General features: G+C 40.6%; 23 protein-coding genes. 13 read left to right on the forward strand and 10 right to left on the reverse strand.

The window, feature by feature from the left end:
- Nucleotides 1-1,338: glycosyltransferase (locus GNF10_RS21530; RefSeq protein WP_185607232.1), on the forward strand; the 1,338-nt coding region annotated here is incomplete at its 5' end.
- Between the two features lie 72 nt (nt 1,339-1,410).
- Here GNF10_RS21530 and GNF10_RS21535 read toward each other — a convergent pair.
- Nucleotides 1,411-4,659, reverse strand: a complete 3,249-nt coding sequence (locus GNF10_RS21535; protein WP_185581000.1) for an ATP-binding protein — start codon at nt 4,657-4,659, stop codon at nt 1,411-1,413.
- Nucleotides 4,660-5,434: 775 nt separating this feature from the next.
- Between GNF10_RS21535 and GNF10_RS21540 the strand changes: the two genes are divergently transcribed.
- From GNF10_RS21540 to GNF10_RS21575, 8 genes are all read left to right on the forward strand, one after another.
- On the forward strand, nt 5,435-6,016 hold the full coding sequence (locus GNF10_RS21540; protein WP_185592821.1) for a KaiA family protein: 582 nt from the start codon (nt 5,435-5,437) through the stop codon (nt 6,014-6,016).
- Nucleotides 6,017-6,124: 108 nt separating this feature from the next.
- Nucleotides 6,125-6,439, forward strand: a complete 315-nt coding sequence (gene kaiB, locus GNF10_RS21545) for a circadian clock protein KaiB (RefSeq protein WP_114082480.1) — start codon at nt 6,125-6,127, stop codon at nt 6,437-6,439.
- Nucleotides 6,440-6,699: 260 nt separating this feature from the next.
- A complete protein-coding gene (gene kaiC / locus GNF10_RS21550) occupies nt 6,700-8,262 on the forward strand; it encodes a circadian clock protein KaiC (protein WP_185580803.1) in 1,563 nt (520 codons plus the stop codon).
- 103 nt (nt 8,263-8,365) lie between these two features.
- Nucleotides 8,366-10,555, forward strand: coding sequence for a TolC family protein (locus tag GNF10_RS21555; protein WP_185580804.1), 2,190 nt, complete (start codon nt 8,366-8,368; stop codon nt 10,553-10,555).
- Nucleotides 10,556-10,896: 341 nt separating this feature from the next.
- Nucleotides 10,897-11,274, forward strand: a complete 378-nt coding sequence (locus tag GNF10_RS21560; RefSeq protein ID WP_012409408.1) for a hypothetical protein — start codon at nt 10,897-10,899, stop codon at nt 11,272-11,274.
- A 535-nt stretch (nt 11,275-11,809) separates the two neighbouring features.
- Nucleotides 11,810-12,316 carry a hypothetical protein gene (locus GNF10_RS21565; RefSeq protein ID WP_185580805.1) on the forward strand — a complete coding sequence of 169 codons (507 nt, stop codon included), beginning with the start codon at nt 11,810-11,812 and terminating at the stop codon, nt 12,314-12,316.
- The gene (locus tag GNF10_RS21570) at nt 12,294-12,545 is read left to right on the forward strand and encodes a GNAT family N-acetyltransferase (RefSeq protein WP_185580806.1); all 252 of its coding nucleotides are present in this window, start codon (nt 12,294-12,296) and stop codon (nt 12,543-12,545) included. Before GNF10_RS21565 ends, GNF10_RS21570 begins: the two co-directional genes overlap by 23 nt.
- A gap of 38 nt (nt 12,546-12,583) precedes the next feature.
- Nucleotides 12,584-13,363 (forward strand): photosystem II S4 domain protein, encoded by a 780-nt coding sequence (locus tag GNF10_RS21575; protein WP_185580807.1) that lies wholly within the window; start codon nt 12,584-12,586, stop codon nt 13,361-13,363.
- A 208-nt stretch (nt 13,364-13,571) separates the two neighbouring features.
- On the opposite strand, the gene GNF10_RS21580 is transcribed toward GNF10_RS21575, so the two are convergent.
- From GNF10_RS21580 to GNF10_RS21600, 5 genes are all read right to left on the reverse strand, one after another.
- The gene (locus GNF10_RS21580; protein ID WP_185580808.1) at nt 13,572-14,348 is read right to left on the reverse strand and encodes an SDR family oxidoreductase; all 777 of its coding nucleotides are present in this window, start codon (nt 14,346-14,348) and stop codon (nt 13,572-13,574) included.
- Nucleotides 14,349-14,522: 174 nt separating this feature from the next.
- Nucleotides 14,523-15,080, reverse strand: coding sequence for a hypothetical protein (locus GNF10_RS21585; protein WP_185580809.1), 558 nt, complete (start codon nt 15,078-15,080; stop codon nt 14,523-14,525).
- Nucleotides 15,081-15,710: 630 nt separating this feature from the next.
- Nucleotides 15,711-16,316 (reverse strand): exopolysaccharide biosynthesis protein, encoded by a 606-nt coding sequence (locus tag GNF10_RS21590; RefSeq protein WP_185580811.1) that lies wholly within the window; start codon nt 16,314-16,316, stop codon nt 15,711-15,713.
- Between the two features lie 79 nt (nt 16,317-16,395).
- Nucleotides 16,396-17,280: a lipid kinase gene (locus GNF10_RS21595; RefSeq protein ID WP_185580810.1), complete on the reverse strand. Its 885-nt coding sequence runs from the start codon at nt 17,278-17,280 to the stop codon at nt 16,396-16,398.
- Between the two features lie 598 nt (nt 17,281-17,878).
- A complete protein-coding gene (locus tag GNF10_RS21600) occupies nt 17,879-19,384 on the reverse strand; it encodes an ABC transporter permease subunit (protein ID WP_185581461.1) in 1,506 nt (501 codons plus the stop codon).
- A 107-nt stretch (nt 19,385-19,491) separates the two neighbouring features.
- Here GNF10_RS21600 and GNF10_RS21605 point away from each other — a divergent pair, with 107 nt between their 5' ends.
- A complete protein-coding gene (locus tag GNF10_RS21605; protein WP_114082490.1) occupies nt 19,492-20,256 on the forward strand; it encodes an amino acid ABC transporter ATP-binding protein in 765 nt (254 codons plus the stop codon).
- A 34-nt stretch (nt 20,257-20,290) separates the two neighbouring features.
- Here the strand turns inward: GNF10_RS21605 and GNF10_RS21610 are convergent, their stop codons facing one another.
- Both GNF10_RS21610 and lipB read right to left on the reverse strand, forming a co-directional pair.
- Entirely contained in the window at nt 20,291-20,491 is a 201-nt protein-coding gene (locus GNF10_RS21610; RefSeq protein ID WP_114082491.1) for a hypothetical protein, read from the reverse strand.
- A 183-nt stretch (nt 20,492-20,674) separates the two neighbouring features.
- Nucleotides 20,675-21,367, reverse strand: a complete 693-nt coding sequence (lipB, locus tag GNF10_RS21615; protein WP_185581460.1) for a lipoyl(octanoyl) transferase LipB — start codon at nt 21,365-21,367, stop codon at nt 20,675-20,677.
- Nucleotides 21,368-21,985: 618 nt separating this feature from the next.
- Here lipB and raiA point away from each other — a divergent pair.
- The gene (raiA, locus tag GNF10_RS21620; protein ID WP_185581459.1) at nt 21,986-22,630 is read left to right on the forward strand and encodes a ribosome-associated translation inhibitor RaiA; all 645 of its coding nucleotides are present in this window, start codon (nt 21,986-21,988) and stop codon (nt 22,628-22,630) included.
- A 90-nt stretch (nt 22,631-22,720) separates the two neighbouring features.
- Here the strand turns inward: raiA and GNF10_RS21625 are convergent, their stop codons facing one another.
- Entirely contained in the window at nt 22,721-23,179 is a 459-nt protein-coding gene (locus GNF10_RS21625) for a peroxiredoxin (RefSeq protein WP_185581458.1), read from the reverse strand.
- Between the two features lie 118 nt (nt 23,180-23,297).
- Here GNF10_RS21625 and GNF10_RS21630 point away from each other — a divergent pair, with 118 nt between their 5' ends.
- On the forward strand, nt 23,298-24,425 hold the full coding sequence (locus tag GNF10_RS21630) for an acyltransferase family protein (protein WP_185581457.1): 1,128 nt from the start codon (nt 23,298-23,300) through the stop codon (nt 24,423-24,425).
- 27 nt (nt 24,426-24,452) lie between these two features.
- On the opposite strand, the gene GNF10_RS21635 is transcribed toward GNF10_RS21630, so the two are convergent.
- Nucleotides 24,453-24,653: a hypothetical protein gene (locus GNF10_RS21635; RefSeq protein ID WP_185592506.1), complete on the reverse strand. Its 201-nt coding sequence runs from the start codon at nt 24,651-24,653 to the stop codon at nt 24,453-24,455.
- A gap of 325 nt (nt 24,654-24,978) precedes the next feature.
- Here GNF10_RS21635 and GNF10_RS21640 point away from each other — a divergent pair, with 325 nt between their 5' ends.
- Nucleotides 24,979-25,683 (forward strand): CAP domain-containing protein, encoded by a 705-nt coding sequence (locus tag GNF10_RS21640; protein WP_185580978.1) that lies wholly within the window; start codon nt 24,979-24,981, stop codon nt 25,681-25,683.
- Nucleotides 25,684-25,735 lie beyond the last annotated feature (52 nt).

A 25,735-nucleotide genomic window follows, 5' to 3' on the forward strand; every position in this document is an offset into this window, starting at 1 on the left:
GGAGCAGGGGAAGCAGGGGAAGCAGGGGGAGCAGAATTAATAACCAATGCCCAATCCCCAATGCCCCATGCCCTATTCCCTAATAAGTGGTACTTAGCTTGTTATGTACTAATTGCTGGCGCAATTTTGACTAAAGGCCCAGTGGGAATTGTCTTGCCAGTGATAATTGTTGCCGCCTTTTTGCTTTACGTGGGAAGGTTTAGAGAGGTATTGCGGGAAATGCGCCTCTTCGTGGGTATACTGATAATTCTAGGTTTGTCAGTGCCCTGGTATGCTTTAGTAATTTGGCGCAATGGCTGGAATTATATTAATGCCTTTTTTGGTTATCACAACCTGGAACGCTTTACAGAAGTAGTTAATGGTCACTCAGCACCTTGGTATTTTTACTTTATAGTAGTGTTGCTGGGTTTTGCGCCATACTCCGTGTATTTACCAGTTTCTATAATAAGACTAAAGTTTTGGCAGCGATCGCACTGGCGATCGCTTGAACGTTTTCAGCAGTTTGGTTTATTCGCCTGGATTTGGTTTGCTAGCATCTTTGGCTTTTTCTCCATTGCTGTCACCAAACTGCCTAGTTATGTCTTGCCTTTAATGCCAGCAGCGGCGATCCTAGTGACGCTTTTATGGAGCGACTTTTTGCAGGATACAGAAGACAGACAAACATCTCCTGTTTCTTCCTCCCCCACTCCTCCCCTTTCCCCTAGTTTTCTCCGAGTGAGTGGTTGGTTGAATGTAATGTTTTTATCAGTTCTAGCAACAGCACTGTTTAACATAACCCATATATTAGGTACTGATCCAGCTATCAGTAACTTCCACGAACTAATTCAAAAATCTGGTTTACCAGTAATAGCTGGCGTAATGTGGTTGATTTGTGCAATTTTAGTTGCTGGTTTCTTACTGAGTCGCCGATGGAACTACATTATTGGAATTAATTTACTAGGGCTTGTGGCGTTTATAATTTTTGTCTTAACGCCTGCTTCGTTTTTTATTGATCGAGAACGTCAATTACCCTTAAGGGAATTATCTGCGGTCATTCTAGAAGCAAAACAACCAAATGAAGAATTGATCATGCTTGGCTTCAAAAAGCCCAGTGTGGTATTTTACAGCCACATTCATGTAAATTATCTAGGACTTCCTCAAGAGGCTATAGAGCATATTAAAAACCAGGCTGCTAAGGGATTACAACCTCCCTCACTGTTGCTACTAGCTGAACAGAAAAAGTTTTTACAAATGGAATTACAGCCAGATGATTACAAAAGTTTATCTACCAAAGGTGCTTATAACCTAGTTCGGGTTCCTTTTAAGAAAAAGAAAAATGAAAAAATAGACATATCTTAAATTGTCATTAGTCATTTGTCCTTTGTCCTTTGCGAATAACCAATGACTAATGACTAATGACCAATGACCCAATTAACATTTGCCATTGTAACCATTGACAGCTAAGGCTTGATTGATCTGGTTTAATAGGTCTTCCATTGATATTGATCGCGGTAATATTTGGGTAGCGATCGCACCAACAACAGTTTCTATGGATTCCAAACCATTCTTTTTCTGCTTGTCAATTTCCTTATAAGCTACCCCAACCGGAAAATTGGTGTCTGGGCGATTTAATCGCTGATTTAGTACCAAAATTGGTGGTAATTTATCAGGTGAATCTCCCAATGTTTTCAAAGCTCTTAGCACATCTTTGTGGATAGCTGATTCTCCTAAACAAATTAGCAGTAAATCAACGCTTTGGTGGCGAATTTGTTGTAATACTTCTGCCCAACAGGGACTCATCGCCGCTTTAAAGCCTGCTGTTTGTAAATACTGAATTAAAGCTTGGAACCACTCAGACCCTCTTTCAGCAGTTTCACTACTAATTGAGCAATTTTTTGCTGTCCGATAACCCTTAGCTGGCTTACGTCTTACCTGTGGGAAATCACGCAGCATTGTCAAATCCACAACCAAGATGTTAGGAGGGCAGCAAATACCAGAAGCAATTTGCAGTACTGATAGTAAGGCATCTGTTTTTTCGATGCGACTACCGTTGTCTTTGCTAAATGGTGTTAAGTAAGGATATACAGATAACCCTGGTACTTTAGAAGCCACTAAGGTAGTTGCAACATCGCAAGTAACCAATGGTAGAGCCGCCAAACGTGGGTGTTGGATTAGTTGTTGCAGATAAATTTGGGCGGTGGTACTTTCGACATCTAGCAAAATGACATCAAATTGCCATACCCGCGCCAAAAGTTCTGCCTGATCTAAATCATCTACTTCAATCACCCGATGTTCTCGAAGTGAGGGGTGAGGATTAACCGATTCCAACTGGGGATTCACCAACCTGAGAATTCGGAGTGGGGTTTTAGGTGGGATAACGGCGCTATTTTCCAACCCTACCTGCGGAGCTACTTGTGCAGTACATAATTTTTCGAGAACTGGTGCCAATACCTGATGCTCCACTGGCAAACTTAAGAAACCATCGGCTCGGTTAGCAAATGCTTTGTCCTTTTCGGCCCCCGTTGCGGTAACTATTACAGATATATGACGGGTTGCGGTGTCGGATTTTAGTAAAGTCAACACATCCCAGCCTGACAGCAGGGGTAGCAACGGATTCAAAAATATTGCTATTGGTTGCAAGCGCCGAGCTTTTTCGACTGCTTCTGTCCCCGATCGCGCAATTACTACCCGATATCCTAAAGATTTGAGTTTTTCGGTCAGGTCTTCAATATATCGGGCTACTGCCTCGACTACTAAGACCAACCGTTGGGAACTCGCGGGATGATGCTGTGTAGGCGTAACGATCTGCTGACGAGTGGCTGCGGTGTTTTCTCGTGTCTGTTGATGTCGTGTCTTCTCGTCTGCTCTAATTACCATATCTGGCTCCGAAAAGCCTGTTTTCGGGGGACTGGGCGGCAGAAGTAGTGTAAACTGGCTACCTTTGCCTTCACGAGACAAGAAGCTGACATCTCCTCCGTGGAGCCGAGCTAAGGCCCGAGTTAATACCAGCCCCAAACCAGTGCCTTCAAATTGCCGGGTGAGGGGATTTTCTAGTTGTTGGAATTTTTGAAAAATTAGGTGTTGCTGGTGTTCTGGAATGCCAATACCTGTATCCCAAATTGTAAAGGCAATCCATCCTTCCCAACGACTTACCCGCAGCCCAATTTCGCCGGATATTTCAGTGAATTTAAAGGCGTTGGAAAGTAGGTGTACTAGCATTTGGCGCAAGCGCAACTCATCTGCCACCATTTCATCTAAACCTAGTTCAATGGAAAGGCAGAATTGGGGAGCAGATGAACGGGTATTTTCTTGAGTTTGGGATGTTGTTTTAGTAGTTTGAGTGTGTATGGCTTTGGCTTCCGATAGGGCGCGATCGCACACAGCACTAATTTTCACTGGTGTCAGCGTCAAATCCATTTGCCCCGTTTCCATTCGGGTCAAATCTAAAATGTCATTAACCACACTCATCAAGTGGCGGCCACTTTGATGGATTAGTCCCGCATAACGAGCTTGACGCTCATTAAGTTCTCCCAACTGCTGATCCACTAGCAAGCGCGATAATCCTAAAACGGCAGTTAGGGGAGTTTTGAGTTCATGACTAATACAAGCTAAAAACTCGTCCTTCAACCGATTTAGTTGAATTAAATCGGCATTTTTTGCAGCTAATTCTTTGCAAAGCTGCTGCTGTTCAGTGACATCAGTAGCTAAAACTAACCACAAATCATTGCTGAGTAAAACCTCTGACTCAGCACTCATGACTTTAAACTCAGGACTGTCTAAAGGAATTTTGGCAAACTGCCAAATTCGCTCCTGACCATTTTGCACTTCCACAACACACGTACAAGTACCAACTTGACTATCCAAATAGCAGCGACTATATACAGCATCTGGTGATGCTTCTTGCTGAGTCAGTTCCTCTTCACCACCATATTCATTCTCTCTGCCATTGGGATGAACCTTGATTGCTCGTTGGGTGACATATTCAGATTTCTCGGAGGGTTTAAGAACAAGTATTGCTTCCACTTGTTGCCTAACTCCTTCTGGATCTTTTAAGGCTCCTAATTGCTGCCACCAGGCGGGATTTCGGGCTAACACTTCGCCAGTCGATGTTTGCAACATTAAAGGCCAAGGCAATCTTTCTAGCAACTGTACTAGTGGCTGGTGTCCCAATGATTTTGCTTTATTTGGGGGCTGTACATCAGCATCATGCTCATGGCGCGATCTCTGGATGCCTGAGCTTTGTAAACCAACCATGCGTTCCTTAGCCAGCGATCGCAACAGGCGGGAACTATCCAGCAGACCCAAATATCGCCCATCAGAGTCAATCAGTGCCAAATCTAAGTTCTGGTGTTTTTCGGCTTGTGGATAACCCAAGTGCAAGGTTAATTGCTCTACACGCTCAGAAGCTGATATTGTTTGTATCGGCTCAATGAGACCTTGACCCCATGTAGAGAGTGGTTGATGTAAATTTAGATTTTTATCGTCACTATGTGCTAATAATTTTTGGATTAAACGGGCAGAATACAGCAATCCAACGGGGCATTGCTGCTGATTCACTACTACCAAGCGATCGCACTGCTCTTGCTCAAAAATCTCCAGCACCACTGCCAAAGAAGATGTTTGGAGGCAGCTAGCTACGGTTGCCTGAAAGTTAGAAAGCGGGTAATCTAGCATTAACATAGGGCTTTGGGGGTCATTCTTCCTGTGGGAACCTCCGGCATCTCCATCTGCCAACTGTTGATGGTCTTTTCGCCTGAAGCCATATCCTCTAAGAAGACTCATATAAGCAACTCTGGTTATTTCAACGCCATTAAATAAAACAACGGGATTTCCCCTCACGGACACTTGCTTGTGGACGAGTGCATTTTTCCAAGAGGCGACGTTTCTGATTTATAGCAACTAGCCTCCCCAGCGTCTTACTGGTATTTAAACTTCCGATCGATAGTGACGGCTACAACAATTATGGCCCCAAAGATTCGCTTTAGAACCTTGAGGAATTATAATGATTTAGAATCGGACAATCCTTTAAGTTCGTTTAAGTATCTTATCAAGGAGAAAAATTAAAAAATATATCTATTTATATACATAAATACAGATACGCAAACAATAAATTAGGTAGTCTGTCTGTTTATGGCGACAAATACCTCATCATCAAAGATTTACTAAGTCTTAACACTTAGTCGCTGAATTAAGCTTTTGAGTTGCCAGCACAAGCAGGCATAAATAAATATCCAGTTGAAAAAAGCTAAAAAGTTTAAGTTTAGTGCATAAGCTTTCTTACTTCCCACCTCCAGCAAGAACTGCCTTCTTGCAGTATCTCTAAACACAGAGCATTATTTTGGGGTAAAGTCGCCAGTTTACTGCACACCAAGAAGTATTTCCCTAGAAGCGTTAGCCAAACTTATTAGCCCACGTTTCTTGGTCAAAGCGATCAAGGAGATAGATTAAAGAGTAAATGTTATTACCGATATTCATTCTGCGACCTGATATTAACAAATGTTTAAATCATCTAGTTTACTTAGCCAAGCAAAAAGGTTGGATTGCTTGGGTATGGAAATTTATTGATGGGATTATCGCCCCATTTTGCTATTTACCTGTTACTGCAACGACCTCTGCAACAATCAACTATTTACCAAATTGGCCGCAACAAAATCCAAGTAAGGCATACACTAGCAAGTACGTCTATGTATTTGCCAGCCAGATGCAAAAAAGCCAACAGCATTTTCACGAGATGAATCCAGCCGAAAGGCAAGGATTATTAAGACAGCTTAAATTAGATTACAGTCTAATCCTTATAAATTATTTTACCACAGACAAAACACTCAAAGAAAAAATTGATAAATTCATCAATACTATATTTTATGCTAATATTCCTGTGCCCCAAATAATCGAAATTCACATGGAGGTAATTGAAGAATTTTCTATCCAGCTAAAATTAGAAGGAAGAAGCAATGAAACCTTACTTGATTACCGCCTGACGTTGATAGATATATTGGCTCACTTGTGTGAAGTCTATAGGAGTTCGATTCCTAAATAAAATAAGTTTATTTCTTAATATTTAACTTGGAAACAGCTAACACTGTTAGTTATAACCAACGTGCAAACACATCTTTTATTTCTACGATCGTAACTAGCCTGTAAATATATGATTAAAGCCAAAAAAACCTACGTTCTCAAGCTTTACGTAGCAGGGAACACCCCTAATTCAGTTCGGGCATTGAAAACACTCAAAAATATTTTAGAGCAGGAGTTTGAAGGTGTTTATGCTTTAAAAGTGATTGATGTATTAAAAAGCCCACAACTGGCAGAAGAAGATAAAATATTGGCAACCCCAACATTATCTAAAATTTTGCCTCCACCCGTTCGCAAAATTATTGGCGATCTTTCAGATCGAGAAAGAGTATTGATTGGATTAGATTTGCTTTATGAAGAACTGAGTGAAGCAGATTTTGAAGAGTAAAATAATTAATGATACAAGATAGCGTTTATAAAGTAAATTTTAACTATGTAGGGTAGCCATTATATTGCTCTAGTTAAGATAGCTTTACTACCCTTTATCCTAGAGCATTCCAGCAGAATATTTTTTTTGCTATTTTTTTGTCAGATTGTTACCTAACACACCCTACTTGCTTAACATTTAGTTTATAATTATTCTGGAAAAATTGAGTACAAATTTTACTAATAAAACAACAGTTTTTAATACCCTTTTATTATCAAGCAATGAGCCAAAACGAGCAAGTAGAACCCAATAAGACACCAAAAAATGGGGGTGTAGAAAAAATTCGCACGATGATTGAAGGGTTTGACGATATTAGTCATGGTGGTTTACCAATTGGTAGAACTACCTTGGTCAGTGGCACTTCCGGTACAGGTAAAACTTTATTGTCTCTTCAGTTTCTGTATAACGGTATCACCTATTTCGATGAAGCAGGTATATTTGTTACTTTTGAAGAATCACCTAGCGATATTATTAAAAACGCCCATGTTTTTGGTTGGAATTTGCCCCACCTAATCGAAGAAGGTAAGTTATTTATCCTTGATGCCTCTCCAGATCCAGAAGGTCAAGATATCGTTGGAAATTTTGATCTTTCTGCACTCATTGAACGCTTGCAATATGCCATTCGCAAATACAAAGCTAAACGAGTTTCAATTGACTCAATGACAGCTGTATTTCAGCAGTATGAAGCAATGGGAGTAGTACGACGCGAGATTTTTCGCTTGGTAGCACGTCTCAAAATACTGAGTGTCACCACTGTAATTACCACAGAGCGCAGTGAAGAATATGGCCCCGTTGCTTCTTTTGGAGTGGAAGAATTTGTTTCTGATAATGTAGTAATTGTTCGCAACGTCTTAGAAGGAGAACGCCGCCGTCGCACAGTTGAAATTCTCAAATTGCGCGGCACAACTCACATGAAAGGTGAGTATCCCTTCACAATTACTAATGAAGGAGTTAACATTTTCCCATTAGGAGCAATGCGTTTAACTCAACGCTCATCTAATATCAGGGTATCTTCTGGTGTCAAAATCTTAGATGAAATGTGCGGTGGTGGTTTCTTTAAAGATTCTATTATTTTGGCAACAGGAGCCACAGGCACTGGTAAAACCTTGTTAGTGAGTAAGTTTATTCAAGATGGCTGCCTGAATGGAGAACAGGCAATATTATTTGCTTACGAAGAATCACGTGCCCAACTATCTCGTAATGCTTCTTCTTGGGGAATTGATTTTGAAGAATTAGAGGAGCAAGGTTTACTAAAAATAATTTGTACCTATCCTGAATCAACTGGTTTAGAAGACCACTTACAAATTATTAAATCAGAAATTGCTGTCTTTAAACCGGCTCGGATTGCCATTGATTCATTATCAGCATTAGCTAGAGGAGTGAGCAATAATGCATTTAGGCAGTTTGTAATTGGTGTAACGGGTTATGCTAAACAAGAAGAAATTACTGGTTTCTTTACCAACACAACTGACCAATTTTTAGGAGCGCATTCGATTACTGACTCTCATATTTCTACGATTACCGATACAATTCTAATGTTACAGTACGTAGAAATCCGTGGAGAAATGTCGCGGGCAATTAACGTATTTAAAATGCGCGGGTCTTGGCATGATAAGGGCATTCGTGAGTATAATATCACTGCTGACGGGCCCGATATTAAAGATTCTTTCAGAAACTACGAACGGATTATCAGCGGTGCTCCTACTCGCGTTAGTATCGATGAAAAGGCGGAACTTTCTCGCATTGTTAGACGTTTTGAAGACAAACAGAGTTCCGAACCCTAAATTTAGTATCGTAGTATATTCTTTCCTAAATTTAGTATCGTGCTATATTCTGTGGTGAAGAAAGGTTTTCTGCCGCTAGATTGATTTTCGTGTGAGGGATGCGGTGAAAGGACAGCAATTATTCTATAGCTTTTTGCCTGGTGTCACGGCAGCGGTTTTAACAACTCAGCCTGCTTGGGCTGGTACTGTAAAACTAACTGGGGTACAGCTGGCTTCTTCTCCTAGTGTTTTGACTTCTACTTATGGTCAAAGCTCGGTTGTAGATATGATGAATACGCAATTGCCGCATGGTGCAAATGTTAGTGTTCCCACCCTACTACCTGGTTTTGGTTTTACTAAACTTAGTATGAAGCCTTTAAGTAATAACAGTATTCCAGTATTTACGGCTGGAAATACTGTTGTGCCAATAAAACAACTACTTAAGAAAGATGAAGGTAGATTTGTCAGTTTGACACCTACCTCTAATCCTTCCCAACAGCTAGATGTTAGCCGTTCTGCTCAAAATAACCAAAAACAGAGTAACTCAAGCATTTCTGGGCAGAAATCAGAGAGCATAGTAGTTCCCAACTACACTTCAAAACCTTCTTCTGTCCAAAGAAAAATTTTACCCCTGTCTTCTACACAGCAGCCAGTGGTTAAAAAGAAAAATGCTGTAACTGAGTTGCAAACATTTTTACAAACTTCAGCTACAGGTGGAGAATCAGCAAAACTGTTGTCAGCGCCAAGATGCCCACAGGAATCAGGGAAAAGCAAGGCTAATTCCTCAGCGGCTTTGCTACTGGCTTCAAACACCTGTTTACAACAAAATGCTATTGGCCGCATTGCTCAGAATAATACCTCAATTCCGGCAAATTCGACACAAGTTCCCACTGTACCAGGAACCGTAACTCCTGCACCAGAAGATTCAGTACAACCTTCCAGTGTGCCGAGAACCACAACTCCTGTGCCATCAGGGCCGGTGCAAGTTCCCGATAACCTGATTCCTAGCTCAAATCCCTTGCAGTTTCCTACAAAACCGGAGGAAGTGAGACTTCAGGGAAATCAGCCGATTACTTTGGCACAAGCTCTGGAGCTAGCACGGCGTAACAATCGGGATTTACAAGTGTCTATTTTGGAGCTAGAACGCAATCGAGCGGCTCTACGCGAGGCACAAGCTGCTTTATTGCCAACTCTGGGAATTAGCGCTGATATTACTCGTAGTCAGTCTGCCAGTAGTCAGCTCTCGTCGAAACTCCAAGAACAACAGACGGGTATCTCATCGCCAGATGAAGCTGGTACATCTTTTTCCGGTCAAGCACAGCTGTCATATAACATCTACACTTCTGGGAGAGTGCAAGCTAGCATCAGAGCCGCTGAAGAACAGGTACGCTTCAATGAATTGGCTGTAGAAACTCAGTCTGAGACAATCCGTTTGAATGTTGCCACTGACTACTATAATCTGCAACAAGCAGATGAACAAGTACGTATTGCTCAGTCGGCTGTGCAAAACTCCGAAGCTAGTTTGCGTGATGCGGAAGCTCTAGAGCGAGCTGGGGTTGGTACGCGGTTCGATGTGTTGCGATCGCAGGTGAATTTAGCAAATGCCCAACAAGATTTGACTAATGCTAGATCTCAGCAGGCAATTTCCCGTCGTCAATTAGCAACTCGGATAAGTTTGCCGCAGGGAATAAATATTAGTGCCGCCGACCCTGTACAATTAGCTGGTCTTTGGAACCCAACGCTAGAACAAAGTATTGTGCTGGCTTATCAAAATCGTCCAGAATTGCAACAGCAGTTGGCACAACGCAATATCAGCGAACAACAGCGTAGACAGGCTCTTGCAGAACTGGGGCCTCAAGTTAGTTTGGTAGGCAGTTACAACCTACTAGATCAGTTCGATGATAGTGTCAGCGTTACTGATGGTTATTCATTGGGAGTTAGAGCAACAATCAATTTGTATGATGGGGGAGCGGCAAGAGCAAGGGCAGCTCAGTCTAGTGTTAATATTGCGATCGCAGAAACTCAATTTGCTGAACAGCGCAACCAAATTCGCTTCCAGGTAGAACAAGCCTATTCTACCCAGCAATCTAGTTTGGAGAATGTTCAAACCTCTAACACCGCTTTAGAACAAGCTAGAGAAGCTCTACGTTTAGCGCGTTTGCGATTCCAAGCTGGTGTAGGCACTCAAACTGATGTTATTAACTCTGAAAACGACCTCACAAGGGCTGAAGGTAATCGAGTCACAGCAATTTTGGATTACAACCGTGCTTTAGCTCAGTTACAACGGTCTGTTACCCTCAGAGCGCTACGCTAGCACTGCTGACTTAACCTCTCAATTAAAAATTCTGAAAGCCTCATTGAAAGATGAGGCTTTTTAGTCAAAAAGACCGGGATCTTAACTCTCTACACGCCTAAAATTCCCACCGATCAACTAAAAGTGATTTAAATTGCATAACCTAATTAAATATCAGTCTTTGTGTGGTGGGCAACATGAACCTTCTCTAGATGAAAATTAAATATGGCACAGTTTAATTCTTAACTGAACTTTCTCACAGGGATTTTGAATTTCGAAAGTGCCACGAAAACGTATAACAGGAATTTTGTGAAATGATGTAGCATAACTGAATGTTCGCTCGCTAGCCTTGTCAAAGACTCATGACTAAAGTAACATCTCAAGAAATTGCACAGTTTCGCTCTCAATTGGCTGACGATCCTAGCGATATGGAAGCGCTGGATTTGATTGAAGACTGTGATGGAGATTTAGAAGATGCGGCGATGACGCTAGCTATTAGAGCAGGACAACAACCAGAAAGAGCAAATTCTGAGTGGTTAGATGCCTTGGCTAGAAAATGGCGTGTGGTTATTTGCGAACAAGAATATCGGGAAGATTTGCTTAATACTTCACCTCAAAAGATGATGGAACATCTAAAAGCAATGCCGACATTTCCCAAGATTTTGGCAACGCCAGTTTTGATATATGTCCTCAAACAAGGCGTAAACAATTTTTGTGAGCCACTAGATTCGCTCAAGTGATCAACCCATATATATTTAACTAATGCTTAACTTGCGCGATGCCTGCGGCGGGCTACGCTTACACGATTTGTAGTTGAGTTTAATACAGACCTAACCCCCAATCCCTTCCCAATCCCTTCTCTACAATGGAAGGGCAGAGTGGTTTCATACAACCAGAGAAAAACTAAAACCGGATTTTAAAGCCTCTCTCTGTTTCGGGGAGAGGTTTGGAGAGGGGTAAAAAGCCATGCCACAAAACAAGAAATCAAAACTTATGTATTTTTCTTTTTTCGTATGAAACCACCCTGCTTCTCTACAATGGAAGGGGAGTAAGAATCAATACTTTTCGGGTTTTGGGGGAAAGGGGAAAAGTAAAGGGTTTGAATTTACCTTTTCTCAGACCAAAAGAGAGATTATTGGGTTTATCCGAAAAGTATTGGAATAAGAATCAAAGCCTTTCCCAACTCCAAACTCGTACCCAATGTAAGATCGATTCGACCAAGACTGATACGCTGTTAATTAAGGCAAAACTTATATTAGACAAATTGTAAAATCAATGAATTACCTTGTTGCCGTATTACCAGACCGCATTCAAGCCGAAGCTGCTTACTTAGCTTTAGAAGAACAAGGCATAAACAGTACTATCCTTGGGAAGGGCTATAAAACGGCTGACGAGTTTGGCTTAATTGACCCCAAAGACCAATCCAAAAAGCAAGCACAACTGATGGCAACCTGGCTGATACCATTTGGCTTTTTTGCAGGTTTTACATTCAGCCTCATCACTGGTTTAGATACTTTTGCCTGGGCGGGTGAAATTGGCAATCACATCGTTGGCGGACTGCTGGGTGCTGCTAGTGGTGCTATGGGTGGTGTGGTTGTGGGTGGCGGAGTCGGTTTACTTGTCGGTGGTGGTGATGCCTTGCCTTATCGAAACCGCTTAGACGCGGGTAAATACTTAGTTGCCGTTCAAGGCTCTGAAACTCTGACTCGGCAAGCGACCCGAATATTACGTCAGTTTGATCCAGAAAATATCCAAGGTTATGCTGACACAAGTAGCGTGTGACAAAAAATCCTGGTTTACGCATTACAACGCACAGGGATTTACTTTTGAAGCAGTAAAAGCACTGGTCAATTTTGCCTTTACTGGGCGAGAACTTAAAAGAATTATCGCTCATTCTCCAGACGAGCGTGTTGCCTCGATTTGCATTTTGAAAAAACTAGCAATGCGACAAATTGCTAGCGATGGGAAACTGCTGAAATGGGAATTAAAGTTAGAATCAAGACAGTTATAGCAGTTTAATTCTCAATTCCTAACTCATAAATTTTAAGAATGTTGCCACGAGAAGAACTTTTAAAGGGTGTTGAAAATCGAGATAGTGTAGCTCGTGTAATTGATCAAGCGGAACAAGCTATCAAAACTTGGGAAGTGGTTTTGACAGATTTTCTATCTCCCCCAGAATTAGTGGAAATTCAACGGGTGTTTAATCGATTAACAGAAGTGCAATTAGTTGCGTGGGGCGGATATCCCCAAGCTGAACGCCAAAGAATAGCGATCGCTCGTTCAGAACTTCCTCTAGACCAATCTCAAGTCAGCCTTGTCGCCGTGGAAATTGCTGGTAACTTCTTGTTTGATACCGCCTCTCACCGCGACTTTTTAGGCGCAATGTTGGGAACAGGAATTGTGCGTGAAAAGACAGGAGACGTTATTGTCTTGGGAGAACGAGGGGCCCAGGCGATTGTCGCCCCAGAGTTAGTAGAATTTTTGGAAATGAGTCTTAAGCAGGTGCGATCTGTTCCTGTGAAGACTCAGCCAATTGAGATAACTGAATTAAGGGTTCGGGAACCAAAGAAAAAAGAACTAACTACTGTGGAGGCTTCTTTGCGGTTAGATGCGATCGCATCTGCTGGTTTTGGTATGTCCCGCAGCAAAATGGTTGACTTCATTGATGCTGGTGATGTCCGCGTTAATTGGAAGGAAGTTACACAAGCTAGTTCTCAAGTCAAATCAGGAGACTTAATCGCCATTCGATCTAAAGGGCGTTTAGAAGTTGGGGAAATCGCAGTTACAAAAAAAGACCGTTACCGAGTTCAATTAACAAGGTATATGTAATCAGTGAGGAGTTAAGAGTTTTAAATTGACCAGTTTCTTTACCCCCCAATTCTTAACTCTTAAGAGGATGTTTGAAAAGTCTACCCTTATATTCAAATCCCCCCTAGACCTCCTTAAAAAGGGTGGAATCACCTTCTCAAATTCCTCCTTTTTAAGGAGGATTTAGGAGGATATTAAGTTTGTTAGTCACCATTTTTAAAACAACCTTTTAGGCTTTAAAGTGTTTTGCTAATATATTCAGCAGAAGTTTGCGCGGTACGAGCCGAGATAATTTGCTTCTAATTTGAGTGCTAGTATCAGAACTAATAACAGTTGGATAGCCTTTTTCCAAAGCATCTAAACATTCCCAAACAACTTTTTCGGAAGAATACACTTTATCTGTAGTACTTGCCAGCGCTGGAGGAAAATTAGCTTCCGCAAAAAAATTTGTTTCTATTGGCCCTGGACAAGTAACCAAAATACGGACACCATGTTGACGATTCTCTGCCCATAGTGCTTCACTAAAACTGAGAATAAAAGCTTTACTGGCAGCATAAACAGAAAGGTATGGTATCGGTTGAAATGCGGTAATAGAGGATACGTTAATAATACTTCCAGACCGTCGTTGCCGCATCAATGGTAGAAATTTATGGGTTAAATCTACCAATGCTAAAACGTTTAATTGTACAATTTTAATTTGTCTTTCTCCATCCCCTTCAGCAAAGTCGCCATAGTAGCCAAAACCAGCATTGTTGATTAATAAGTCAATAGTTAATCCCTTTGCTTTAGTGGCATCAAATACAGCAGCAGCTGCATTAGGTTCTGTGAGGTCTTGGATTACAACGTCTACTTGAATTTTGTGTTGTTCTTGTAGTTGTTTAGCTAATTGATTTAGTTTCTCTTCGGAACGAGCTACGAGTACAAGATTTGTCTTGCGTGCAGCTAGTTCCTGGGCAAAAGCTTTACCAATACCACTAGATGCACCAGTAATTAAAGCAGTTGGCATTCTAGATATTTAGATAGTTTTTAAGCAGCTTATAAATCTTACCTATGCTGGCTATAAGTTTTAACTACCTAAAGTGATATACCCAAAAGGGTAAAACCATCACTTAGTAATGAATAAGGGTGATGTCCCAAATGATTTTTCTCATAGCGATTCAAATTTATTTTGAATTGCTAGCTACCATTTTTCAGACCAATAGATTATTTCTGAGGCGGAACTATTAATAGCGACACCATAGCTATCTCCATGATTCCATTTGAAGCCGGGTCTGCCTTTGTCGTCTGCATTTAATACTAGTATTTCATAAGTAGCTGGAAAAGATTCTGTAGAAGAGTCACTGGTGTAGAAAAAAGTTGTCGGCACACCGTTAATTTGGTTTATGTGGTCGTTTGTGTTACCACCTCTATATTTGTACTTTGCACTATTTCTGTATTGTGACAGTAATTTTTCTATCTTATTTGGTGGCTGTTTCAGCCTAATTTGAAAAAAAGTATTTCCTTGCAAAAATTCTGGAGAGTAAGCAATACGAACATCTTTAGCATCAGTAGGAATCTGATTAGGAAAATGTTTTACTCGATCATTATCAGACCATAGCTGATTACGAATTTCTTTGTAGCGTGATGTATCAGTTATTATTTTAGGCTCGCTAGTACTGCTAAAAGCTGTTCTAATAAAAAAGCTTCCCCCGACAATACAAAGGCTAGCAAGGGCTAATAGAAATGGCGATCGCTTCATGAAGTTGGGTGCGTCTAACTTTCATAGTCATATACCCAACTAATAAACTAAATTCGTACTATTGCGGATATAGCATCAGAGATATTAACAAAAACTTTGTGTATTTAGCTTAAATTGGGGTTAATTGTAAAATTAATGTGAAGTTAGTCAATCATTATCTAGTCAAAAACCGCAGGTTGTCCTCGTTCAGACTAGTAGTAGTTTTATCGCTAACAAAATCAATTCCACAGTTATCCATTTTTTTAAATTCTTCCTGATGCAGCAAGAAATAAGGTGGATATATAAATAGTAGATGCACCTTAATTAAATCATAGCCCTCCGCTTTTAGTTGAGGGTTTTTTTTAATTAAATTTATAATTTTAAAATAAAATAAATCTGCTAAAAAAACTAATTTTCCCGGATATAGCAATTAATAAAGCGGATTAATAAATGGTAGATGCACCTTAATAAATTACAGCCCTTAGCTTAACGCTATGGGCTTTTTTATTACTTATAGTTTTTAATGTGTCGATAAAATAAATCTGTCAAAAAACCTAATTTGCCCGGATATAGCAATTAATAAAGCGGATTAATAAATGGTAGATGCACCCTAATAAATTACAGCCCTTAGCTTAATGCTATGGGCTTTTATTATTTAAATATAGATGGTAGCAAACCAGGAGCTAACCATACTGCATAACCAATAAATCCAAACATCAAGGTAATTAAGACAGTAACGCCGTAGCTGATGCAAATTAATAAACCGTCAGATTCGATAGTGGCAACAGTCAAAAGTAAAATACCTATAGTGGGGATAGGATTCGTAAACGGAATTGGTAATATTAAAAATATTGTTAATAAAAAGATACAAAACCCATTAATTCGCCAAATCAAAGGATTATGGGCTATTTTGGCCAATCGAGGACGGGCGATTTTATGTAAAACTTTGGTAAGATGTCCCAAATTTTGTAAAAGTAACTCGGCAAAGGGACGAGGAAACTTGTAGTTAGCGATTCTTTTCGGCAGCCAAGGCGATCGCCTCCCTAAAACCATTTGCGCTGACAACAGTAAACAAGCACCACCAAAAGGGCCAGTTAATCCCGGTGGCATAGGAAATAAAAAGGGCAAAACTAACAATGTAATCACCAGGCTGAATCCTCGTTCTGAGGTTTCTGCCAGAACATCACCTAGAGTAAGCGGTTGTTCAGCTAGGCGTTGTAACAGGGACTTTATATCTTGAGAAAATCTCAGATGCATTTGGCGTGAGTTGATGCGACTTCCCACATTTTTAGCAGAGGGAAATAGATTAAGTGGAGGAGATGAGGGAGAATAACTCCTAACTCCTAATCTCTGGGGGTGCTAAAACAGCTATAGCTTTAGGTATAACCCTAAAATGAGCCGGTGTGTAAGTAGTAATTTCACCATCTGTATTGATAGGACGCGGTTTGCGAGTATATACTTTTATTTCTTGACCTTGAAGAGAACGTACACTCTGCCAATGTATATGTCGCCCTTCTCGCATAGCAGGGAGTAATAGTATAATCTGCCACCAGTGTTTAATTTCCAAGCTATAGAGGTCTAGCCTTTGGTCATCTATTGTGGCATCGTCAGCCACTGCCATACCACCACCGTAATAACGGCCGTTACCTACAGCAATTTGTACTGTTTTTACGCGAACTGATTCACCATTGATTACAATTTCCGCAGTAAAAGGTCTAGCTTCCCAAGTCACTTGCAATGCAGTAGCGGCATAAGCAAATATTCCCCAACGGCGTTTGACCTCTTTGGTAAGTCGCTGGGTAATTTTTACACTCAATCCCAGACTGGCAACGTTAAAAAAGTGCTTGCCGTTTACCCAACCCAAATCGATGCGGCGTAAATTTCCATCTGCAATAATTTTACAAGCTTCGCTGAGTGAATTCGGTATTTCTAAAGTCCTCGCTAGGTCGTTAGCAGTTCCTAAAGGTAAAATTCCCAAGGGCAACTGAGTCTCAACTAAAGCATCTACTGCTGCATTGAGAGTGCCATCTCCTCCACCAATGATTACTAGATCAACTTGATGCTGATAGCGAAATATAACTTCAGCAAGATGTGTTGGATCTTCTGTAGACTCCTCAATTAAATCAAAGCCGAGTGTTTTTAGATATTCAATCGCTTCCGACAGACTCTTTTGCCCTTGGCGGGCATGACGATTTATTAACAGCAGGGCGCGGGAACTCATGGGTAGTACCTTTTGTAGTTGATATGTCCAATTATCCGCATCTATGTATTCTGCTTTAAGTTGGCTCTAAAAAAGTGTTTAAATTGTTATGATATTCATCAAGATTTTATTTTTTCAATACTTATTATATTATTGTAAGCAACTTTTAATTTCTCTTTTATCTAGTTTATCTCTATTAGCCCTTCCTGTGTTGATACTCAGTGGATATGATTGTTACTCACTAAATGACTGTATTTAAGTATTTTTATTGTTAATACGATATTTATGCCAATTTTATAATAACCAGGCAATAATTACAAACAATGCAATATTTATTATTTGTATAGATATATATTTATAAATTAAATGGTAGAAATAAATTGTATCCAGGTTGAAACCATTAGCTTTTACAGTATTGGCTGCAAACTTTATATAGCAAAAGCTACATATCATCAGATGGCTGTTGAAAAAAGCTCTAGTTTTTAAGCGATAACGCTACGAGAACAGAATGATAACAAAAGACCACTTTAAAACATTGTTTAAACTTGACTTTATCAAAACAGAATTCAGGAGTCAGAAGTTAGACGGATTCTGTACGATTGGCGGATGAATAAAAAAGTCAACTGTGCCGTTTAACTGGATTCATCCACACTTCTAAGTGACTAAATGCCTGTGAAAAAAGTAACGTTAAACATAAATAAACTACCGCTACGCCTGCGTAAATTTCAAAGGCGCGATAGTTGTCAGCAACAATTAACTGTCCTTTACGTAGTAATTCTTCCAACCCAATTACAGAAACTAAACTAGTATCTTTCAATAAACTGATAAAGTCATTACCCAAAGGTGGAATCATCCGGCGAAAAGCTTGGGGGAAAATGACATAACTCATCGTTTGTATAGAACTCAAACCTAATGATTGTGCTGCTTCTGCTTGTCCTGTTTCAATCGATTGAATCCCTGCACGCACAACTTCGGCGGTGTAGGCGGCGTTATTTAAACTTAAGGCAATTATTCCAGCAGTTAGGCGATCAAAAGTAAATGTAAAACTAAGTTCTTGCGAAATTGCTGGTAAACCAAAGTAAATCATAAAAATTTGCACCAATAAAGGTGTTCCCCGAAAAAAATCTACATAGGCTCTCGCTAGCCAACGCACAGGTGCAATCCGAGAAAGTCGGACAATACCAATTAGGGAACCTCCAATTAAACCAAAAACTACAGAAATTATTGTTAATTGTAAAGTTACTAATGCTCCCTGCAATAAAGTCGGAAAAGCCTGCAAAATTACGGCAATTGAGGTAAATATTTTAGGTGAGCTAGTACTATTCTGGTTTTCAAATGGTGATTTAGCTGGTAGTGATGGCGGTTTGATTTTAAACCATTTTTGGTAAATTTGGGAATAAGTGCCATTTTTTAACACTCTCTCCAAACCATCATTTATTAATGCCAAGTTTGGCGAATTTTTAGCTGTAGCAATGCCATAGAACTCCTCCGTCAGCAATTGCTGTACTATTTTTATTCCCTGAAGATTGCCCGTATTAATAGCATATAAAGTCACTGGCGCATCATTGATTACCGCATCCACATTACCATTGGCCAATTCTTGTAGGGCTACAGGTGCTGAATCAAAACTACGAAGTTGCACTCCAGGAATACTTTTAGCTTTTGCAGCTCCAGTTGTACCAATTTGGACTGCAATTTTTTTATTTTTGAGACTGTCAAAACCAGTAATATTTTGATCGTCTGCACGAATTGCGATCGCTAACCCAGCTTTAAAATAAGGGCGGGAAAAAGAAATTGTCTTCGCCCTCTCCTCTGTAATCGTGATCGAACTAATCGCCGCATCTACCGTTTTGGCTGCTAAAGCCGGTACCACACCATCAAAAGGCATACTTTGAAAATCTACTTTAAATTTAGCTGCAACTGCGATCGCATTCATCAAATCAATCGAAAAACCCTGTAAGTCACCACCTTGTTTTTTAAACTCAAAAGGTGGGAATGCTGGCTCTGTCGCAACCCGCAAAGTTTTCCCCGCACTAGAGTTCACAGCACAGCTAGCCAATAATAAACAACCAAAACTAACAACCACACACCAGCGCAGCCAACGCCCAAAATCAAATTTAGCCATATTATTTTCTCTTCCCTCTACGCCCTTGCTGTATTCTCTGCAAGACGCTACACGTTGGCGGTTCCTTAAAACCTTACAATCAACTGTAGAGCAGCTTGACACAAGTAATGAACAATACCATCCCCGCAATTATTTTTGACAATATCGAAAAAAACTTTGGTTCCCTAAAAGTCCTCAAAGGAATCACAGGCGAAATCAACCGGGGAGAAGTTGTTGCAGTTATCGGTTCCTCCGGCTGTGGTAAAAGTACTCTACTACGCTGCTTTAATCGTTTAGAAACCATTGACAATGGGCGTTTAATAATCAACGGTATCAACTTATCCCGGCCCACTGTCAACTACAATCAGCTGCGCCAACTACGAACACAGGTAGGTATGGTTTTTCAACAGTTCAACCTGTTTCCTCATCTCAGCGTCCTGGAAAATATGACACTTGCACCGCGTAAAGTTTTGGGTAAAACACCCAAGGAAAGCGCCCAACTAGCAAGATTGTATTTAGAGAAAGTTGGCTTACATGACAAAGCATCTGCTTATCCAGAACAACTTTCTGGCGGACAAAAGCAACGAGTAGCGATCGCTCGTAGCTTATGTATGAATCCCCAAATTATGCTATTTGACGAACCCACCAGCGCCCTAGATCCCGAACTCGTCGGCGAAGTTTTGCAAGTGATGCAACAATTGGCAGCAGAGGGAATGACAATGGTGGTTGTCACCCATGAAATGCAATTTGCAAAAGAAGTAGCGCATCAGGTGATATTTTTGGACAAAGGCATTGTGACAGAAAAAGGTTCAGCTTATGAAGTACTGACCAATCCTCAAAGCGATCGCCTGCGTATTTTCCTCAGTCGCCTTCAAGTAATTCGTAATTCGTAATTAAAGGCTTCCTTTAATCTCACGGTATTCAGCACTAAAGATACTCGCGCAAGAAATCAAAGGGATCGTCTTCCCAACAAGGCTCAGGTATCAGCCAAAACAAACTAGCACTGATGTCGGCTTCAATTTCATCACCATCGTCTCTATCAAATAGTTCTATCAAAGCTGTCAAATCACGTTCTCTCAGAGACGTTAACGATGGGGTATATACCTGGAAATTATTTGAGTAATTCACGCGCAAAGTTGTGCTTGACAGCCGTAAAAATTTAGTATAGAAATTTGTAAATAATCAGATTTTAGGTTTGACAACCGTAGTTAAATAGTTATTTTGATACTATTAGATATAGGCTACTCTCATTAGTGTCTCATAATTTCCATAGGGCTGCTATAGTATTTATTACATAAATGCAGACTGAATTTACTCAGACCGGAAAAAGTCTTGAGGCTGTGATTCGATTACTTCTACTCCAAATACTTCAGCAAAGCACTGTGCTACATAAAAACGGACTTCTTGGCAAGTAATACCTGGAATCCACTCGGCTAAACTGCCTACAGGTTTATCAGAAATACCGCAGGGTATAATGCCCTCAAAGCCTTTCATATCTGGGCAAACATTTAATGCAAAGCCGTGCATGGTAATCCAACGGCTGACTTTAATCCCAATAGCCGCAACCTTTCGCCCTTGTAACCAAACACCAGTAAAAGCCGGAATTCTTTCTCCCTGCAACCCATAAACTCTCAATACGCGAATTATGACTTCTTCGAGTTGGCGTAAGTACCAATGCAGGTCTTTACGATAACGTTGCAGATTTAAAATTGGATACCCCACTAGTTGACCAGGACAATGGTAAGTAACTTCGCCGCCTCTTTCAACTCGATGCACATCATATTGACCTTGATCAATATCAAATTTGATAAAGTCTGAGTTGCTTCCTTGCCCCAAAGTGTAAACAGGTGGATGTTCTAGCAAAATCAACACGTCATCTAGACTAGGGTCATGGATGCGTTCAGTGAGGAGCGATCGCTGCCATCTATGAGCATCTAAGTAAGGCATTAATCCTTGGTTATACAGCAAACAAAGGTTGTTGTGTGGTTCTTTACTACGGATCATGCCAAAAATCAACTAGTATTAGGAATAAAATATATTGCAATTTACAGAATTGAAGTCCAAAAGTGTCAAGATTTGCAAAGGATTTTAAAGGAAAGTCAAGGGAACAAGCATTAGAAAATACAAAGTGCTAGTTTGAATATACAACCTCAATAGGTTTTAGGAGGAATTCTCTGCAATAAGCATCATGCCAAGACAATTAAGAACGATGCACTGGCTGATGACTCTAATAATCTTGTTTGCATATTAAAGCAAGATCAACTTCTACAAATACTTGTGCTGTTGATCGACAGTGAGCAAACCTCAACCGGACACAGAAGGAGCAACTATCAACAGTTCTGTAAGCGTTGTTTTAATAGAGAAGACAGTTACGAAAGCTACCGCTCAAATTTCCTCACCAAATAGTTCTATGTGGAAATCCAATTGGATATCAGCGCAGAGATGAGGAGGAAAAATAAGGGTATAATGAGCAAAAAGTTAGATGCAGTAAGCTTAAAGATAGCTTACCAGCAGTAGATAGAAACAGTTCACAATTTGTTTTGGCGGGAGTAATAGACCTTACCGCAATTTCTTTTCATACAAAGCAAATTCACACATCAAATATTCAGTGGGAGAGTTTACATGAAGCTTGTCATCCACAGCAAAAATATTGAAATCACCGATGCGATTCGGGAATATGTACATCAAAAGATTGAAAAAGCAGCTAGTCACTTTCAGAGCATCACAAATGAAGTGGATGTGCATCTTAGCGTAGCCCGTAATCCTCGAATTAATACTAGACAAGCAGCTGAAGTAACTATTTACGCTAATGGTAGCGTTATCCGTGCCGAGGAAAGTAGCGAAAATCTATATGCCAGCATTGACTTAGTTGCAGATAAAATTGCCCGTCAACTGCGGAAATATAAAGAACGCCGTCAAGATCAAAAAACTCAGTCCCAACCAACAGAAGTAGTTGTTGCAGAGTCGGTAGTCCCAGATTTAATTGGCGATCGCACTCCCGAATTGCCCAACGAAGTCGTCCGCACCAAATACTTTTCCATGCCACCGATGACCCTTGCAGAAGCCCTGGAACAACTGCAACTTGTGGGACACGACTTTTATATGTTCCGCAATTCTGAAACTGGAGAGATTAATGTAATTTACGAACGCAACCACGGCGGTTATGGTGTGATTCATCCCCGCAATGGTAACGGTCATACTAACGGCAAGAATGGCAAGTCAAGCCACAATAATATTGTCATGCCGGAAAAGTTGCATTCTAAATAGGGAATGGGGCATGGGGAATGGCGAATGGCGAATGGGAAGACGAGGGAGAAATAACCAATGCCCAATTCCCAATTCCCAATTCCCATTTCCCTATTTCGCAATCTGTTGCAAAGTTTTTAGTGCTTCTTCAACATGACCTTTAAAGTTCAACATTGAATCAAACACGTATTGTACAACTCCCTGTTGGTCAATGACGTAAGTAACGCGACCAGGGAATAAGCCAAAGGCTGCTGTTGCGCCATATAGCTTCCGTACTTGGTCGCCTTTGTCAGTTAACAGGGTAAAAGGTAGATTATATTTTGCAGCAAATTTTTGGTGAGATTCGCTAGAGTCAGCACTCACGCCGACAACTTCAGCACCAGCGCTTTTAAACACTTCGTACTGATCGCGAAAGGCGCAAGATTCAGCCGTACATCCGGGTGTGTCATCCTTGGGATAAAAATATAGGACAACAGATTTTGTGCCGCGAAAATCTTGGAGGCTCACTGTTGAACCGTTTTGAGCAGGTAGAGTGAAATTAGGAGCAGTATCTCCAACTTTGACTGGCATAACAAGTGGTGGTAATTACTTAACAAAATTTTACCTTGTATCTGAGTATATAAATTTTGCTTGATTAGCTGCATGAGGCGGAGTAACTTAGATACTCATCAAAGAAAAAATTCCCCTTATGCGCCTGACTTCACTGGATGTTTTTCGCGGCATTACGATCGCTGCGATGATTCTCGTCAATATGGCGGGAGTCGCAGATGATGTATATCCTCCCTTAGCCCATGCCGATTGGCACGGTTGCACGCCAACTGATTTGGTATTCCCCTTCTTTCTCTTCATTGTTGGTGTAGCGATGACTTTCTCGCTGTCAAAGTACACTGAAGTTAACAAACCAACCTCAGCTGTTTACTGGCGCATCTTACGCCGCGCCGCTATTCTCTTCGCCTTGGGATTGCTACTAAATGGCTTTTGGAATCAAGGTATTTGGACTTTTGATTTGAGTAGCATCCGCATTATGGGAGTATTGCAGCGTATCAGCATTACCTATCTGCTGGCTTCCTTGATAGTTCTCAACGTTCCGCGCAAAGGTCAATGGATACTTGCAGCAGTGATACTCATTGGCTACTGGCTAATGATGATGTATCTACCAGTGCCAGATTATGGCGCGGGAGTTCTAACACGAGAAGGTAATTTGGGCGCTTATATTGACCGGATGATTATTCCCAAAGCACATCTATATAAAGGTGATGGTTTCAAATTTATGGGAGATCCAGAGGGACTGTTCAGTACTATTCCCGCGATAGTAAGCGTTCTAGCTGGCTACTTTTCTGGTCAATGGATACGCAGCCAACCTGTACAATCACGCACAAGTATCGGGTTAGGATTATTTGGAGTTGGCTGTTTAATTATCGGTTGGGCGTGGGGGTGGACATTTCCCATTAATAAAAAGCTATGGACAAGTTCTTATGTAGTCTTTACTAGTGGTTGGGCGTTAATTTTGCTAGCAGCTTGTTATGAACTCATCGAAGTCCGGCTGAATCGTCTCTGGAGTAAACCTTTTGAAATTATGGGCTTAAATGCGATCGCACTTTTTGTTCCATCTGTATTGTTGATTAAAATCTTAGTGAGAACCACTATCGGCACAGGTAAAGATGCTCCCAGTACCTACAATTGGATTTACCAGAATTTTTTCGCATCTTGGGCGGGAATTCTGAATGGTTCCCTGTTGTTTGCCATAGTCACTGTGTTGTTGTGGTGGGCTGTTGGTGTTCTGATGTATCGGCAACGTTGGTTTGTCAAAGTGTAATATTATATCTGGTAAATCATAACGTCATTAGTTAATTGGGAGTAAAATTAGCGATCGCCTACGGCTAGCACTTGCGCCATCGCAAGTTTTTTTCGGGCTTGTTTCCCTACACTGAGAAAAAGCGATCGCAATCACACTTATTTGAGCGAATACAATATAAACTCTGCATTTTTCTGTCAAACGCAAATATGCAAAGTTTTTATTTGCGTTATATTTTGTATTAGCCAATATTTCAAATTAATTTACTTCAAAACAGGCGTAATAAAGTAAAAATATTTTTTTTAGTTTACGTTTGAGTGTTAGATAGGTTACAACAGGTATTAAGTAATCCTTTTTTAACACTCAAGGAACAAAGACAATCGCAGGGTTATCTATAACTCTTGATAAACTGATTTCTGTTCTTATTAGGCAACTGATAGAAATTCTGATGTCTGACAACAAGCCGTTTCTAAAATTACGAATAAAGAAGCGTCTAAAAACTTCTCTGTGTGTTGAAAATTATTATTTCTTCTAATTCACTAAATTAATCCATAAAAAAATTGTGAGGTAATGAATGCGTCGCATTAAACTTTGGGTACTTTTGCCAGTTACCTTGATATTGGGTTGCTCAAATCAACTGTTTCAATCTAGCCCATCTGTAGCAAACTCGAATCCAGCCATAGTTCAACCAACCAGTCCAACTTTATTAGCAAAGGCGAGTTATCTTTCACCGTTGGAACAACAGGTAATTCTTGAAACAAATAAAGTACGAACAAATCCCAAATCGTACATTCCGATTATGGAAAACTATAGGAAGCGCTTTGAGGGGAACCGAGTCAAAATTTCTAATAATACCTATTTGCGAACTCAAGAAGGAGTCAAAGCAGTTGATGAAGCGATCGCATTTTTGAAATCTGCACGTTCTGTAGGAGCGTTGAGTGCCTCTAAAGGTATGTCTTTAGGAGCAAAAGACCATGTTAAAGACCAAGGCCCAAAAGGTGTTACAGGTCATGATGGTAGCGATGGTAGCAACCCTTTTACTCGCATCAACCGCTATGGTGCATGGCAAACAACGGCTGGCGAAAATATTAGTTATGGCCCAAATACTGCTCAAGATATCGTCATGCAATTAATTATTGATGATGGCGTGCGCGATCGCGGCCATAGAAAAAATATATTTAACGGCGCTTTTAAAGTGTCTGGCGTTGCTTATGGAACTCACAAATCATATAGAACAATCTGCGTAATTAACTACGCTGGAGGTTATAGGGAAAAATAATTTGAGTTAGGGAATGGGGGCAGGGGGAAACTTTCCCCCCTGCCCCCCACAC

The sequence above is a fragment of the Nostoc sp. UCD121 genome, from assembly GCF_014222285.1.
GTDB lineage: Bacteria > Cyanobacteriota > Cyanobacteriia > Cyanobacteriales > Nostocaceae > Nostoc.

What these genes read in the sequence shown, in the direction of transcription:
- GNF10_RS21535 (WP_185581000.1), bottom strand. Translation starts at nt 4,659, where the DNA reads ATGTTAATGCTAGATTACCCGCTTTCTAACTTTCAGGCAACCGTAGCT.
- GNF10_RS21540 (WP_185592821.1), top strand. Translation starts at nt 5,435, where the DNA reads ATGTTATTACCGATATTCATTCTGCGACCTGATATTAACAAATGTTTA.
- kaiB (WP_114082480.1), top strand. Translation starts at nt 6,125, where the DNA reads ATGATTAAAGCCAAAAAAACCTACGTTCTCAAGCTTTACGTAGCAGGG.
- kaiC (WP_185580803.1), top strand. Translation starts at nt 6,700, where the DNA reads ATGAGCCAAAACGAGCAAGTAGAACCCAATAAGACACCAAAAAATGGG.
- GNF10_RS21560 (WP_012409408.1), top strand. Translation starts at nt 10,897, where the DNA reads ATGACTAAAGTAACATCTCAAGAAATTGCACAGTTTCGCTCTCAATTG.
- GNF10_RS21565 (WP_185580805.1), top strand. Translation starts at nt 11,810, where the DNA reads ATGAATTACCTTGTTGCCGTATTACCAGACCGCATTCAAGCCGAAGCT.
- GNF10_RS21570 (WP_185580806.1), top strand. Translation starts at nt 12,294, where the DNA reads ATGCTGACACAAGTAGCGTGTGACAAAAAATCCTGGTTTACGCATTAC.
- GNF10_RS21575 (WP_185580807.1), top strand. Translation starts at nt 12,584, where the DNA reads ATGTTGCCACGAGAAGAACTTTTAAAGGGTGTTGAAAATCGAGATAGT.
- GNF10_RS21580 (WP_185580808.1), bottom strand. Translation starts at nt 14,348, where the DNA reads ATGCCAACTGCTTTAATTACTGGTGCATCTAGTGGTATTGGTAAAGCT.
- GNF10_RS21585 (WP_185580809.1), bottom strand. Translation starts at nt 15,080, where the DNA reads ATGAAGCGATCGCCATTTCTATTAGCCCTTGCTAGCCTTTGTATTGTC.
- GNF10_RS21590 (WP_185580811.1), bottom strand. Translation starts at nt 16,316, where the DNA reads ATGCATCTGAGATTTTCTCAAGATATAAAGTCCCTGTTACAACGCCTA.
- GNF10_RS21595 (WP_185580810.1), bottom strand. Translation starts at nt 17,280, where the DNA reads ATGAGTTCCCGCGCCCTGCTGTTAATAAATCGTCATGCCCGCCAAGGG.
- GNF10_RS21600 (WP_185581461.1), bottom strand. Translation starts at nt 19,384, where the DNA reads ATGGCTAAATTTGATTTTGGGCGTTGGCTGCGCTGGTGTGTGGTTGTT.
- GNF10_RS21605 (WP_114082490.1), top strand. Translation starts at nt 19,492, where the DNA reads ATGAACAATACCATCCCCGCAATTATTTTTGACAATATCGAAAAAAAC.
- lipB (WP_185581460.1), bottom strand. Translation starts at nt 21,367, where the DNA reads ATGATCCGTAGTAAAGAACCACACAACAACCTTTGTTTGCTGTATAAC.
- raiA (WP_185581459.1), top strand. Translation starts at nt 21,986, where the DNA reads ATGAAGCTTGTCATCCACAGCAAAAATATTGAAATCACCGATGCGATT.
- GNF10_RS21625 (WP_185581458.1), bottom strand. Translation starts at nt 23,179, where the DNA reads ATGCCAGTCAAAGTTGGAGATACTGCTCCTAATTTCACTCTACCTGCT.
- GNF10_RS21630 (WP_185581457.1), top strand. Translation starts at nt 23,298, where the DNA reads ATGCGCCTGACTTCACTGGATGTTTTTCGCGGCATTACGATCGCTGCG.
- GNF10_RS21640 (WP_185580978.1), top strand. Translation starts at nt 24,979, where the DNA reads ATGCGTCGCATTAAACTTTGGGTACTTTTGCCAGTTACCTTGATATTG.